Source organism: Streptomyces sp. NPDC043176, from assembly GCF_056436715.1.
Genome location: NZ_JBWKCA010000007.1, coordinates 113,101 through 126,571, shown reverse-complemented (window position 1 = coordinate 126,571; position 13,471 = coordinate 113,101). Strand labels below are relative to the sequence as shown.

Annotated in this window: 12 protein-coding genes and 1 pseudogene; 7 read left to right on the top strand and 6 right to left on the bottom strand. The window is 71.4% G+C overall.

All coding sequences use genetic code 11. From position 1 onward, the window contains the following. Positions 1-64: 64 nt before the first annotated feature. A complete protein-coding gene (locus tag AC067A_RS13975) occupies positions 65-1,348 on the bottom strand; it encodes an MFS transporter (RefSeq protein WP_478619073.1) in 1,284 nt (427 codons plus the stop codon). A gap of 810 nt (positions 1,349-2,158) precedes the next feature. On the opposite strand from AC067A_RS13975, the gene AC067A_RS13970 reads away from it, so the two are divergent. Further along, positions 2,159-3,358, top strand: a complete 1,200-nt coding sequence (locus tag AC067A_RS13970) for an IPT/TIG domain-containing protein (RefSeq protein ID WP_478619070.1) — start codon at positions 2,159-2,161, stop codon at positions 3,356-3,358. A gap of 125 nt (positions 3,359-3,483) precedes the next feature. On the opposite strand, the gene AC067A_RS13965 is transcribed toward AC067A_RS13970, so the two are convergent. Beyond that, positions 3,484-4,647, bottom strand: coding sequence for a hypothetical protein (locus AC067A_RS13965; protein ID WP_478619067.1), 1,164 nt, complete (start codon positions 4,645-4,647; stop codon positions 3,484-3,486). 276 nt (positions 4,648-4,923) lie between these two features. On the opposite strand from AC067A_RS13965, the gene AC067A_RS13960 reads away from it, so the two are divergent. Beyond that, complete coding sequence (locus AC067A_RS13960) at positions 4,924-6,741, top strand: glycoside hydrolase family 15 protein (RefSeq protein WP_478619064.1); 1,818 nt, start codon at positions 4,924-4,926, stop codon at positions 6,739-6,741. A gap of 84 nt (positions 6,742-6,825) precedes the next feature. Here the strand turns inward: AC067A_RS13960 and AC067A_RS13955 are convergent, their stop codons facing one another. The 4 genes and pseudogenes from AC067A_RS13955 to AC067A_RS13940 all read right to left on the bottom strand — a co-directional run bounded on the left by AC067A_RS13955 (position 6,826) and on the right by AC067A_RS13940 (position 8,826). After that, positions 6,826-7,527, bottom strand: coding sequence for a 2-phosphosulfolactate phosphatase (locus AC067A_RS13955; RefSeq protein WP_478619061.1), 702 nt, complete (start codon positions 7,525-7,527; stop codon positions 6,826-6,828). A 164-nt stretch (positions 7,528-7,691) separates the two neighbouring features. After that, the gene (locus tag AC067A_RS13950; protein WP_478619058.1) at positions 7,692-8,123 is read right to left on the bottom strand and encodes a VOC family protein; all 432 of its coding nucleotides are present in this window, start codon (positions 8,121-8,123) and stop codon (positions 7,692-7,694) included. Positions 8,124-8,206: 83 nt separating this feature from the next. Beyond that, positions 8,207-8,485 (bottom strand): annotated as a pseudogene (locus AC067A_RS13945) (VOC family protein); the annotation flags it as partial. After that, positions 8,413-8,826, bottom strand: coding sequence for a cytidine deaminase family protein (locus tag AC067A_RS13940; RefSeq protein ID WP_478619055.1), 414 nt, complete (start codon positions 8,824-8,826; stop codon positions 8,413-8,415). The pseudogene AC067A_RS13945 and the gene AC067A_RS13940, both read right to left, overlap by 73 nt. 522 nt (positions 8,827-9,348) lie before the next feature. On the opposite strand from AC067A_RS13940, the gene AC067A_RS13935 reads away from it, so the two are divergent. The 5 genes from AC067A_RS13935 to AC067A_RS13915 all read left to right on the top strand — a co-directional run bounded on the left by AC067A_RS13935 (position 9,349) and on the right by AC067A_RS13915 (position 13,434). Next, entirely contained in the window at positions 9,349-10,740 is a 1,392-nt protein-coding gene (locus AC067A_RS13935) for an MBL fold metallo-hydrolase (protein WP_478619053.1), read from the top strand. A gap of 162 nt (positions 10,741-10,902) precedes the next feature. Next, positions 10,903-11,484 carry a rhodanese-like domain-containing protein gene (locus AC067A_RS13930; protein WP_478619051.1) on the top strand — a complete coding sequence of 194 codons (582 nt, stop codon included), beginning with the start codon at positions 10,903-10,905 and terminating at the stop codon, positions 11,482-11,484. Then, positions 11,481-12,404: a sulfite exporter TauE/SafE family protein gene (locus AC067A_RS13925; RefSeq protein WP_478619048.1), complete on the top strand. Its 924-nt coding sequence runs from the start codon at positions 11,481-11,483 to the stop codon at positions 12,402-12,404. Before AC067A_RS13930 ends, AC067A_RS13925 begins: the two co-directional genes overlap by 4 nt. Positions 12,405-12,476: 72 nt before the next feature. Then, positions 12,477-12,665, top strand: coding sequence for a hypothetical protein (locus tag AC067A_RS13920; protein ID WP_478619045.1), 189 nt, complete (start codon positions 12,477-12,479; stop codon positions 12,663-12,665). Positions 12,666-12,876: 211 nt separating this feature from the next. Continuing rightward, on the top strand, positions 12,877-13,434 hold the full coding sequence (locus tag AC067A_RS13915; protein ID WP_478619042.1) for a PadR family transcriptional regulator: 558 nt from the start codon (positions 12,877-12,879) through the stop codon (positions 13,432-13,434). The last annotated feature ends 37 nt before the right edge of the window (positions 13,435-13,471 follow it).

Sequence of the window (13,471 nt, the reverse complement as noted above, 5' to 3'; positions counted from 1 at the left end):
TCGCTGACAGACGGTCTCGCCCCTCAGCTCAGTCGTCGTCGACGAGGGCGAGGGCTACGGCGACTCACCTCGCCGGCTCCTGCACGGAACCCGCCCCGTCCGCGTCCGCCTTCGCCTGCGTGGACCGGGTCCGTTCGGCCCAGGCGGTCACCGGAGGTCCCGCCGCGCCGACGGCCGCGAAGAAGACGCCCAGAAGGAGCCAGCCCGGGTGTCCGAGCGCGAGGACGACGCCGGTCAGGACGACCGGGGCAAGTGCCTGGCCCGCGTCGAAGCCGATGCCGAAAAGACCCTGGTACTGGCCTTGGGCGTGGTCGGGCGCAAGCCCGAAGCCGAGCGCGTAACCGCCCGAGGACTCGTAGACCTCCCCGACGCTGTGAATGCACACCGCGAGGATCGCGAGCGCCGGCGCGACCCACATCGGCACGTCGGCCGTCAACGCCATCAACGGACAGCTGACCAGGAACAGAAGTCCCGCGAGCCGGAACGCCCGGCCGCCCTGCCCCGTCGTCTCCACCCTGGACCCGAGCCGGCTCTGCAGCAGTACGCAGACCCCGCTGTTGACCGCGTACACCGCGGCCACGGTCCACCGCGGAGCGTCCGTGTGCGCGCTCAACCAGATCGGCAGCAGCAGCGAGACGGTCTGGTACTGCAGACCCATGGCGCTGTAGAGCGCGACGAAGGACACGTACGGCCGGTCGGTCAGCACCGACCACTGCCGGTGTTCCTTCGGCCGCGGCAGCGGCCGGTAGTCCGGGACCCCGAAGAACGCGATCAGTCCGGCGACGGCGAAGCTGGCGGCGTTGGCCAGGATCAGCACGGTGTAGGCGGGACGCGTGTCGATCTGGAGGGCGACCGCCGCCCCCAGGGTCCCGACGACGACGCCCAGGTTGACGTACGTCCGCAGCCTCGCCCGAAACGTCGCAGGACGCTCCCCGCCCACCCGCGCGACGAGCCCGCCGCCCGCGGCGCCGCCCGCCGTGGCCGCCAGCCGGTCCAGCGTGGCGACCGCCACGAACGCGAGCCAACCGTCGACGAACACGAAAGCCGCCATCGTCACGGCCTGCAACCCCAGGCTCGTCAGCCACACCGTCCGCGGCCCGTACCGATCAGCCAGGTTCCCCGCCGGTATCCCCGCCGCCAGCCCGCTCAGACCCGCGACCGTCAGCCCGATCCCCACCTGCGCCGCAGGCAGGTGCACCACAAACGTGAAATACAGAATCGCCGCGGCATTGAAGAGCCCGTTTCCGACCCTACTGACGAAACACGCGATGATCAGAGCCTTTTGGGGACCGGACTCAGCCCCGTCGGGTACGCGCTTCTTCGACCCCGTCATGATCATGTCGAGCATGTTAACAGTGCTCGTTTTACGGATTCGGAGCGCTGTCCACGCTCGAGGCGGCACGACCCCTGCGCCCTGAACGCTCTCCGGCCCGGCGAGGAACACCCGCCGGGCCGCCTCCGCTTCCTGCGTCGACGCGCGTCGTGAGGAGAGGGGACGGGACAACTCTCCGTCACGGAAAGGGGAGGGCCCATCCAGTTCACCCTGTTCTGAGGCGAGTTCACCGCTACCCGACTCGCGATCCGGTCGCAAGGGCGGGAAAATCGAGGTGAAGGGCCGGTGTGCCCCTACGCGACACATCCGTATGCGGCGCGTCAGGTCGAGCTCCGCTCCCTGCCCCCTTCGGTCCAGCCCCGAGGGGAGGAATCAGCCGTGTCCGATACTTCAGCCGGCCGGCAAGGCTCCTCGCCGTCAACACCCCGGTTGCCAGATTCGTTCGTCATCGCACGTTCGAAGCATTCCTCGACCCCGATCTTTCGAGGAAGTCCGGCTGGAGGGACAGCAACTTCTGGCTGGCGCCAGGACTCTTCGACAGGCGTCACCACTCCCTTCGAGGTGTTGGCCCCCGGACGATTCCTATCTCCGCCACCACTTCAAGACCGCGACTTCGAGATGTGGGCGGAGGAGTTCCAGGACAACGACAACTACCGCAGGGACGCCACGTTCAGACTGAGGAACAGCGCTCTTCAGCCTTGAACCCCCAGCCGGAGCGGGCCATCCGGGCGCCGGCTCCCGTGCCGAGCACGGCAGCCCCGGCCGATGGCCCACCCCCGCACGGGAAGAAGCGGTGTTCCTCTCGGCCCGAGCGGAGGGATGGAGATGCTGCAGCCCGGAGAGCCCGTAGTCGTTCCGTCAGAGGCGTACGAGGCCCTGGAGGGCCTCAGGGAGGCGTACGCGCGCGTGCAGCCGGCCGAGGTGTCGTTCGGCGTCGGTCTGAAGCGGATCGGCCGTACGTACGTCGAAGAGGTGGCACTGATCGTCTACGTCCCGGAGAAACGCCCGGAGGCCCGGCTGACTCCGGAAGTGACGATCCCACGGACGTGGGAGGGGTACGCGACCGACGTCGTGGAGAGCCATCCCGAGCCGGTCGTGCTCGTCAACGACTCGACCTTCTTCGACGCGCCGCGCGGAGGCATCTCCATCGGCTGGGAGGACCCGTTCCAGGTGCACGTGGGGACGCTGGGCTGTGTGGCACAGCGACGCGGCGACGGAGCCAGGCGACTGCTCACGGCGGACCACGTGACCCCCGCCCCCGGGTTCGAGATGTTCCAGCCGCAGCCGCTCGCCGCCCAGTCCAAGCTCCTGGGCACCGTGGAACAGGCGGGGACCGACTGGGACTGTGCCGTCCTCGCACCGGACGCGGGCCGTGGGACGCCTGACTGCAGCGTGCTCGACATCGGCGCTCTCGCGGGCTCGTCCGGCGCCCCACCCGGCACTCACCTCTGGAGTGCCGTCAGGAAGCGCGGTCGCTCGACCGGATTCACCAGCGGCGTCGTCGTCGCCCACATGAATCCCGGACAGGTCGGGATCGAGCGCCTCCGTGTGGACACCTTCCCGTTCGGCGGGCTGTTCCTGTGGCACGGCGACTCCGGATCCGTACTCGTCAACGCCGCCGACGAGGTCATCGGGCTGCTCGTGCAGGGAGACGAGATGCGGCCCAGCAGCACCAGTACCAATCCGACCGCCGCCGTCGGCCTGGCGCTGCCGATCGTTCCGGTCCTCGACGACCTCTCCATCGAGATCGGCGTGAACCCTCCCCTCGTCTCCGGCATCAGCCCGAACACCGCACTCGGCGTGCTGGGGAGCGGCGGCAAAGCCACGATCACGGGCCACGGCTTCGACGCCGCGACCACCGTCACCTTCAACGGGGTCGGCGCCCTCAGCGTCGTACCCGCCTCACCCCACAGCCTCGTGGTCGTCCCGCCCGTCCTGGGCATCCTGGGCACCGTCCCCGTCATCGTCACGAACGCGTTCGGTGAGCAGTCCCTGCCCGGGCCGCAAGCGACCTTCACGTACTGAGGGGCGAGTGCCCGGACACGGACGAGTACCCGGACACGGCCACGGCCACGGCCGAGTACGCGGGCACGGACGCAGATACGGACGAGTACGCGGGCACGGACACCGCGAGGCGCTCCACGCCTCGCCTACCCGCCGTACTCGTACGCCTCCTCGACGGCGGGGCCCTTGGCCTCGACCTTCAGCAGCCGAGAGGCGATGGCGCCTTCGTTACGGCCGAACTCCTGCGACAGCTCGGACAGCGAGGCCCCTTGGGCGCAGCGCTCGGCGAGCCGCAGGTCGTCGGCGGCCTCCCAGGGCTTGTAGGCGTTGGGGTGGAGTTGCCGCTTCTCGTCCACGGTGTACGCCTTGGCCACCTCGGGCTCGGCCGGAGGGCGGGGAGCGGGGGCGGGGTCTCCGGGGTGCGGCGCGAGTTCGAGGCCGTAGAGCTTCCAGCGGACGGACTTCTCGCTGCGCCCGAATTCCTGGGCCAGTCGAGCCGGGCTTGTACCCGCTCGGTACTGCTCCGTGAGTCGCGCGATGGCTTCCGTGGTCCAGGCCTGGCCGTGGCGGGTGGCTTTGGTGTCGGCCGGGGTGCCGGCGGGTGGGTCGGTCGTCGCAGCGGGCGCACCGGAGGGCGGCGCCGGGAGGTCGGGGACGTCGGAAGCCGCGCGGGCCGAGACGGGGGCGGCGGGTACCGAGTGGCCCGACTCGGAAGAGGGAGAGGGGGCGGGCAGGCTGGGGGAAGGAGCGGGAGCGACGGGGGCCGAGGCGAAGAGGCGGCTGATCTCGCCGAGGTCGGCCGCGTCCACCTCTCCGGCGAGTTCGCCGACGATGAGGCCGTCGGGGGTGCAGACGACGACGCTGATCGCCGTACGCCCTCCGGGCAGGAGGTCGGCGTGCAGGCTGTAACGGCGGTGCGCGTTGCCGAGCTCGAGCCGTACGGTCGAGGTCTCCCGCGCCTGCGACGAAGCCGGCGGGGAGGGAGACGCTGCCCCTGTCACCGCCGCGGCATCCGGCGATTCGGCGAACTCGCGGAGACCGGGCCGGTAGGCAGGAGCCAGTAACTCGTGGACCTGCCAGGTCGCCGGGACGGCGTTGCCGTCGTCGAGCCGATAGGTGGTCCGGCTCGGCTCGGCCTCGCATGCGGCGTAGAGAACCTCGATCTGCCGGCCGTCGAACACACCAGGGTCTTGGCCCTGGGCGGTGGCGGGGAGCGTGAGGGTGCCGCGCCGGGGCTGGAGGTCGTGGATGGCGGCGTCGGGGTCTCCGTACCAAGCGCCGTCGGCGTCACGGAAGGCGTAGATCAGCATGGCGGGCGACCTTTCGTACGGAGGGAGGCATCGGGTCCATGATCGCTTGAGCGGAGTGGCGCGGCCCGTGGTTTCCCCTCACTGCCCCGCCTGTTTCCCGCCTGTTTCCCGGCAGTCGACGGGAGGGGCCCTGCCGGGCCCCGGGCCCCTGCCGCGGCCGGTCGGGAGCTGCGTTCCTGTTCGGAGCAGTACCGGTGGCTCGGGAGTCCGGTGGGTCGGAGGGTGGACCTGAGGACCGCCTGAAGCCCCGACTCCGAGCCCACGAGGACGCCGCCGATGCATCGCTACCCGCCGATCGCCGACCACGGTCTCGTCGGAGACCTGCAGACGTGCGCGCTGGTGTCGGCCGAGGGGGTGGTGGACTGGTTCTGCTCGCCTCGGTTCGATTCGCCGAGCGTCTTCGGGCGGCTGCTGGACCACGAGCGCGGCGGGCACTTCTCGGTCACCGTCGAGACGCCGGGGACGACGGTGCGTCAGTTGTACCTGGCGGACAGCGCGGTGCTGCTCACGCGTTTCCTCACGCCTGACGGAGTCGGCGAGGTGGCCGACTTCATGCCGCTCGCGGCGGATCCGACCGTGCCCGCCGACCGGCACACCCTGGTGCGGGTGCTGCGGGTGGTCCGTGGCACGGTGCGCTTCGCGCTGGAGTGCCGGCCGCGGTTCGACTACGGCCGGGAGCCGCACGAGCTGGTGCTCGACGGTGCCGTGGCCCGCTTCACGGGTACGTCGGCCGCCGCGCGTCTCCAGGTGCTCGGCGCCGTTCCCCTGGAGCGGGACGGCGAGGACGTCCGTGCCACGGTGGAGTTGTCGGCGGGGCAGCGGGCGGCCGCCGTGTTCACCGTGGACGTGCCCGGTGGGGAGCCGCCCGCGCCGGCCGACGCGGCGAGTCTGCAGGGCGCCTTCGATCACGTCCGCGCGTTCTGGCACGAGTGGATCAGCCGCTGCCGGTACCGCGGCCGCTGGCAGCAGCAGGTCAACCGTTCGGCGATCACGCTGAAGCTGCTGACGTACGCGCCGTCCGGCGCGCCGGTGGCCGCCGCCACCATGGGGCTGCCCGAGCAGGTCGGGGGCGAGCGGAACTGGGACTACCGCTATACGTGGGTCCGGGACGCCTCCCTGTCGGTGCGCGCCATGGTCGACCTGGGCTTCACGGAGGAGGCGGACGCCTTCCGCCGCTGGCTGGGCGCGCGGCTGCGGGCCGGTCGTACGGTCAGCGGCGAGCCGTTGCAGATCATGTACCGGGTGGACGGCGACCCGCATCTGCACGAGGAGGTCCTCGACCACCTGGAGGGCTGGCGCCGGTCGGCACCGGTCCGGGCCGGCAACGGCGCCGCCGACCAGCTCCAGCTCGACATCTACGGCGAGGCCGTCTACGCCCTGGCCCAGTCCCGGGACCTGGCACAGCTGGCCGGCTACGACGGATGGCAGCGCTTCGCCGCCACGGTGGACTGGCTGTGCGAGCACTGGGACCGCCCGGACGAGGGGATCTGGGAGACCCGCGGCGGCCAGAAGGACTTCACGTACAGCCGCGTGATGTGCTGGGTGGCCTTCGACCGTGCCGTACGGATGGCCAACGAACTCGGCCGCCCGGCCGACCTGACCCGCTGGACCGCCGCCCGTGACGCGGTGCTGCACCAGGTGATGGAGCGCGGCTGGTCCGACGAGCGCCAGGCCTTCGTCCAGCACTACGGCAGCGACGTACTCGACGCCTCCCTGTTGCTCATGCCGGTCACCGGATTCGTCGCTCCCCGCGACCCCCGCTGGCTCTCCACCCTGGACGCGATGGACAAGGAACTCGTCTCGGACAGCCTCGTCTACCGCTACGACCCCGCCGCCTCCCCCGACGGCCTCCGCGGCTCCGAAGGCACCTTCTCCCTGTGCAGCTTCCTCTACGTCGACGCCCTCGCCCGCGCCGGCCGGCTCGAACAGGCCCGTTACGCCTTCGACAAGATGCTCACCTACGCCAACCACGTCGGTCTCTTCGCCGAGGAGATCGGCCCCACCGGCGAACAACTCGGCAACTTTCCCCAGGCCTTCACCCACCTCGCCCTGATCACCGCCGCCCTCTCCCTCGACGAAGCCCTGGACAACTGACCCCCGCCGCAAGCCGCCCACTCCTCCCGCGCCGCGCTGGCCCCCCTCTCCTGCGGGAGTGATCCAGAAGGAACGCCCTGGCTGTCAGGCGGACGGTTCGTCGGTCGTCGAGGGCACGACGGACGGGCGCAGCACCATGAGCGAGTCCTCCGGGGAGGCCACCATGGCGAAGGGGAACCGGTCGAGTTCGAGGCAGAGGGCGACGTCGTCGGGGTGCACTCCTTGGCGTACGCCGTTCGTCAGTTCGGAGGCGGCACGCGACTGGGCGGCGCGGCGGAGGAACTCGGCGGCGCCGGCCCCGTCTGCGGTGGCCCTGCGGGCGATGTACTGGGCGCACGCCAGATCTTCGTCGGCGCGTCCGTCCTCGCCGGTGACCACGAAGGTGACGCTCTCGCACTGTCGGGTCCGGAGCAGTCGAGCCGTCGCCTCCGCCACCACGAAGCCGGCGCACAGCACGAGGGACGCGTCCTTGACGGCGAGGGCGCCGACGGTCCCCGCCGTGGTCTTCTGCACGACGGTCCGTCCACCGAGGTCGACGGACCGCAGCATTCCCGGAGAGTTCACGGCGTCGAACCCGGGCGCCGGCGGTCCGTCCTTCAGTGCCACCCAGTCCGGGTGGCGGGTCTTGAGTGCCAGGGCGTCGTCCAGGGACCCGGCCAGAACGATCTTTTCCGCCCCTTGGGCGAAGGCCCACGCCGCCACGGTGAAAGCACGCATGACGTCGACGACGACTGCCACGGATGGGGCTTCGCCCAGTTCGGAAATGCTGAGGAAACGGGCTTCCATCCGCCCTTCGTCACGCCTACGCGACACCGCCAGGACCCCCCGCGAGAAATGGCGCGGTCCGCCGCCGGCGATCCGCGTTCGGTCACTACGGCTGCCGGTGCCCCTCATGCTGTTCGGCAGCACGCCAGGGCGGCGAATCGACCTCGCGCCGCCCGGGGCAACGCTCAGTCGAGGCAGAACTCGTTGCCCTCGACGTCCTGCATCACGATGCAGGACTCGTTGACACCGTCGGCCGGCAGCAGTCGCTCGCGTACCGCGCCCAGGGCGGTCAACCGCGCGCATTCGGCCTCGAGCACGGCGAGTCGCTCCGCCCCCACGAGACCGGTGCCGACCCGCACATCGAGGTGTACACGGTTCTTGACGACCTTGCCTTCAGGAACCCGCTGGAAGTAGAGCCGCGGCCCCTTGCCCGTCGGGTCGGTGCACGCGGACCAGGACACCTCATGTCCCTCCGGGCGCGAACGATCGAATTCCTCCCACGTGGCAAACCCTTCCGGCGGCCGTGAGACGTAGCCCAGCACCTCGCACCAGAAACGAGCGACGCGGTCCGGTTCGGCACAGTCGAAGGTGACTTGGACTTCCTTGATCGTTCCCATCACGCCACGGTAGCAGCGGGCCAGGGGCCCCTCATCCGTATTTCCCGGTGGGCGACGTGACGGGTCAGGGTGGTGCGGGAGCGTCAGGAATTCGTTGCGGCTCGGTCGGACTCGCTGCGCAGAACGCAGAGTTCGTTGCCTTCGGGGTCGGCGAGGACGGCCCAGCCCGAGCCGTCGGGATGCCGGTGATCGGTGAGGAAGGTGGCACCGAGGGCGAGCAGTCGTGCCACCTCGTGGTCACGCGATGTCTCGGGACGCAGATTCTCCTGCGGATGCCACCGAGAAAGCCTCACTCGGCGTCGAGTCGGTGATCGGCCCAGACGTAGCTCTCCGGCAGCAGGTCGCGGATGGGGACGGCGCGGAGGCGGTCGCCCTCGCCCACGATGACGTCGAGGGACGGGAAGTAGTCGAGGAGGACCTGGCGGCACCGGCCGCAGGGAGGAACAACGCCGCGGTCGTTGTCGCCCACCGCGACGATCGTCCTCAGCTCGTACGCGCCCTGGGCGGCGGCCGTGCCGACGAGGACCAGCTCGGCGCAGGGGCCGCCGGTGAAGTGGTAGGCGTTCACGGCGGTGACGATCCGGCCGTCCCGAGTGCGGCCGGCAGCCGCCATGGTGTGGTCGTCGCCCCGGCATCGCGTCCGGGCGATGTGCGCTGCGGCCTCGATGAGTTCGTGGTCGACGGGGTGGGTTCGCGTGCTCATGTCCTTCTGCCTTCGTCGTGGGTCGAGGGTGACGTTCACCTGTGCGGTGAGGACGCGCAAGTGAATTCGGCGATCCGTCCGTCGGAGCGGGGTACGCGGCCGCGGGCGGGACGGCAGGTGCGCCGGTGGCGATGCGGGCCGGTCCGCACGTGCGGAGCCGCGGGTGGTGATCTCAGGCCGAAGCGGGGCGACCCCCATACACGCAGATGAGCATACCCCCACCCGTATTTTCGTCGCCATCGAGACATCGGCCGCCCCGACCGTTCGGATACCGGGGGGGGTATTTGACTTCCCGCACGGAGTGGACTTACGGTCGAGCACATCAATACCCCCGGGGGTACTCCGGCCATCGCCGGCAGCCGAACACCGCCGCCCCACGGTCTCCACGGACGGCGCCCCTCGCCGTGCCGGCTCGCCCCCGACGGCCCGGCACCCCGACGCCCCGCCCCACCGGGCGGGGCACCCCGGCATTCGGCCGTCGCACGCCGACGCGAGTGTGCGTCCTTTCGGAAGGGATACGCCGTGTTCTTCAGTCAGTACTACCTCGACTGCCTCTCCCAGGCGTCGTACATGATCGCCGACGAGACGACCGGGCAGGCCGTGGTCGTCGACCCGCGCCGGGACGTGTCCGAGTACCTCGCCGACGCCCGAGCGCGCGGATTCACCGTGGTCGGCGTGATCAACACGCACTTCCACGCGGACTTCGTCGCCGGGCACCTGGAGATGGCGGACGAGACCGGCGCCTGGATCGGGTACGGCTCGCGCGCCGAGACCGAGTACCCGATCCGCAAGCTCGCGGACGGTGAGCGCATCACGCTCGGAGACGTCGTCCTGGAGGTCCTCGAGACTCCGGGGCACACGCCCGAGTCGATCAGCGTGCTGGTGTACGAGCGGGCCGGTGACGAGGTTCCGTACGGTGCGCTCACCGGCGACGCCCTGTTCGTCGGCGACGTCGGTCGCCCCGACCTGCTCGCGTCCGCGGGCGTGACCGCCGAGGAGCTCGGCGCGATGCTCCACGACAGCGTGCAGAACAAGCTGATGGGCCTGCCGGACGCGGTCCGCGTCTTTCCCGCGCACGGCGCCGGATCGGCCTGCGGCAAGAACCTGTCGCCCGAGAAGCAGTCCACCATCGGCGAGCAGCGCGCCACCAATTACGCGTGCGCGCCGATGAGCAGCGAGCAGTTCGTCGCGCTCGTGACCGCCGGCCGGTCCGCCGCGCCGGGCTACTTCGCGTACGACGCGGAGCTCAACCGCAAGGACCGGGTCCGCTACGACATGACGGCCGCGGGCCGGCCGCTGACACTGGGCGAGTTCGCCGGGCTGCGCGCCGGCGGGGCGGTCGTCGTCGACACCCGAGACCCGCAGGAGTTCGCGGCCGGACACCTGCGCGGCGCGGTCAACGTGCCCGCCGACGGCAGGTTCGCCGAACAGGCCGGCACCGTCCTCGACCCGTCCGACGAGCTGGTCGTCATGGCGCCGCAGAACCGCGAGGAGGAGGTCGTCACCCGGCTCGCCCGCATCGGCTTCGACCGGGTCGCGGGCTACCTGCGCAACCCCGAGGACGCCCTCAGGGTCATGGACGCCGACGTCACTCCCGCCGGCCGCCTCACCGCGGCGCACCTGAAGGCCGCCCTCGCCGGCGACAACCCGCCGCTCGTCGTGGACGTCCGCACCTGCGGCGAGCGCGAGGCCGACGGCTTCATCCCGGAAGCCCTGCACGTCCCCCTGAGCGAGCTCCCCACGCGCGCGGGCGAACTGCCCACGGACCGGCCGCTCGTCCTGCACTGCGCCGGCGGCCACCGCTCGTCCATCGCGGCCAGCCTGCTGCGCCACCGCGGCATCCAGGACGTCTCCGACGTCCTCGACGGCTACGCGGCCTGGGCCCTCGTCGCGGACCCCGCCGCCACCGTCTGACCGCCCGCCGGCCCCGCGGGCCCGCCACCGACTCCGTCGCGGTGAGCCGCACGCCGCCCCGACGGCCTCGACGCGGGCCTCCACCCCACCCCCGAATCACCCGCCCCGGGGCCCCACACCCCTGCACATACCCCGACCCGTATTCAACCCTCGGAGACTCCCATGAGCGTGAAGCGCACCGTCCAGGCCATCACCCCCGCCGTACTGCGCGAACTCACCGACGAGGGGAACGCGCCACGCCTCCTCGACGTGCGCACCCCCGCCGAGTTCCGCACCGCGCACATCCCCGGCTCGTACAACGTGCCGCTGCACACCCTGCGCGAGCACCGCGCGGAACTGCGCTCCCACCTCGACGAGGAGGTCGTGCTCGTGTGCCGCTCCGGCGCGCGCGCATCGCAGGCCGAGGAGGCGCTCGCCGAGGTCGGGCTGCCGAACCTGCGCGTGCTGGACGGGGGCATGAACGCCTGGGAGGCGGCCGAGGCGCCCGTGCGGCGAGGACCCGAGCGCTGGGACATGGAGCGCCAGGTCCGGCTCGTCGCGGGCTCGATCGTGCTGGCCACCGGCCTCGTCGGCGTTCTCGTGCCGGGCGCCCACCTCGTCGGTACGGCGGTGGGGGCGGGGCTCGCCTACGCGGCGCTCAGCGACTCCTGCACGATGGGCGTCCTGCTGTCCAAGCTCCCGTACGACCGCGGGCCCCGGACCGACGTCAGCGCGGTGATCGCGGAGCTGCGGAGCGGGCGGTGACCGCGCTCGTCGTCGCGGCCTCGCTGCTGATCGGGGTCAGCCTCGGCGTCCTCGGCGGCGGCGGCTCGATCCTGACCGTGCCCATCCTGGTGTACCTGGCCGGACAGGAGACCAAGGAGGCGATCGCCACCTCGCTGTTCGTGGTCGGCGTCACCAGCATCGCCGCCCTGGTCCCGTACGCCCGCGCCCACCGGGTCCGGTGGCGGACCGGCCTGCTCTTCGGCGCCTTCAGCATGGCCGGCGCCTACGGCGGCGGACGCCTCGCCGAGCACGTCCCCGGCACGGTCCTGCTCCTCGCGTTCGCCCTGATGATGCTCGCGACCGCGGCGGCCGTGCTGCGCGGACCGAGGCCCGGCCGCGAGCGCTCCCGGCCCTCGCACACGGATCTCCCCCTGGCACACATCGCCGTCGAGGGCCTCGCGGTCGGCGCGGTCACCGGCCTGGTCGGATCGGGCGGCGGGTTCCTCGTCGTACCGGCCCTGGCCGTCCTCGGCGGTCTGCCGATGGGCATCGCCGTCGGCACCTCGCTCCTGGTCATCGCGATGAAGTCCTTCGCCGGACTCGCGGGCCACCTCTCCGGCGTCTCCCTCGACTGGGGCCTGGCCCTGACCGTCACGGCGGCGGCCGTCGTCGGCGGTCTGATCGGCGGCCGGGTCGCGGGACGCATCCCGCAGGACGCGCTGCGCAAGGCCTTCGGCTGGTTCGTCGTCGCCATGGGCGTCTTCGTCCTCGCGCAACAGCTCGACAGCGCCGTGTGGGCCCACCCCGCCACCTGGCCGGCGGTCGGGGCCGTGGCGACGGCCGCGGTCGTCGTCCGGTCACGGCGGCGCCCGAGGCCACCGGGCCGGACGCCGGAACCGGCCGCCCGTGCCCACCCCCTGCCCGAGGGCGGGCGGCGGGAGAGCACCGCGGCGGAGTGATCCACTGGATCCGTCGCCATGACTTACGCATGACCTACCTCGCCACGGGAATCCAACTCACACAATCTTGCGGTGACTTGGGGGGAAGTCATGAGCTATTACGGCGACTGGGAGAAGCAGCAGGCATACGAGGAGGGCCGCAGGGACGAGCGGCGCCGAATGAAGCGCGCGGCTGACGGCGACGACGACGAGGGCGGCTGCTGCGGCCTGATCGTTCTGGCAGTGATCGTCTACGCGATCCTCAGATCCTGCTCCGGCTGACGCGTACGCGCCGGTCAACCGGACAGCCGGACAGCCGGTCAGCCGGTGGAGCGAGTCAGTCGATCAGCCGGTGCACCTTGTCGTCATCCAGGAACGGGGCGCGCGCCGTGACGCCTCCGGAGGCGGGGTCGGGCCAGGGTAGAGGGTGAGGCGCGTCTCACCGGGGTGACCGCGCTTGCTATGCACCTCGTTGCATAGCAAGATCCGGCGTATGGCGCTCGACCACGCGATCCTCGTGTCCCTTCTCGAGAAGCCCGGGTCCGGCTATGAGCTGGCTCGGCGCTTCGAGCGTTCGATCGGCTACTTCTGGACCGCCACGCACCAGCAGATCTACCGCGTGCTCAAGCGCATGGAGCAGGACGGCTGGATCGATGTCCGGGAGGTGCCGCAGCAGGGCCGGCCGGACAAGAAGGAGTACTCCGTCGCCGACCGCGGAAGGGACGCGCTTTCCGCGTGGCTGCAGGAGCCGATCGAGCCCGAGAGCGTGCGGCACGACCTCGCCGTGAAGATCCGGGGGGCCGCCTTCGACGATCCGGCCGGCCTGATCAGCGAGGTCGAGCGGCACCGGGAGGCGCATACGGGGCGTCTCGCCCACTACTTGGCGGGTGAGGCCCGGGACTTCGGCGAGCCGCCGGGCGACGGTCCGCTCGACGCCGAGCGGGAGCTCCAGCACGTCGTGCTGCGCGGTGGCATCGCGTACGAGCGGATGATGATCGCCTGGCTCGACGACGTCCTCGCCACGCTCGACCGGTTCCGCTCGGGCAGGTGATCCGAGCCGTACGAGCGGCCGGGGACGGCCATGCACC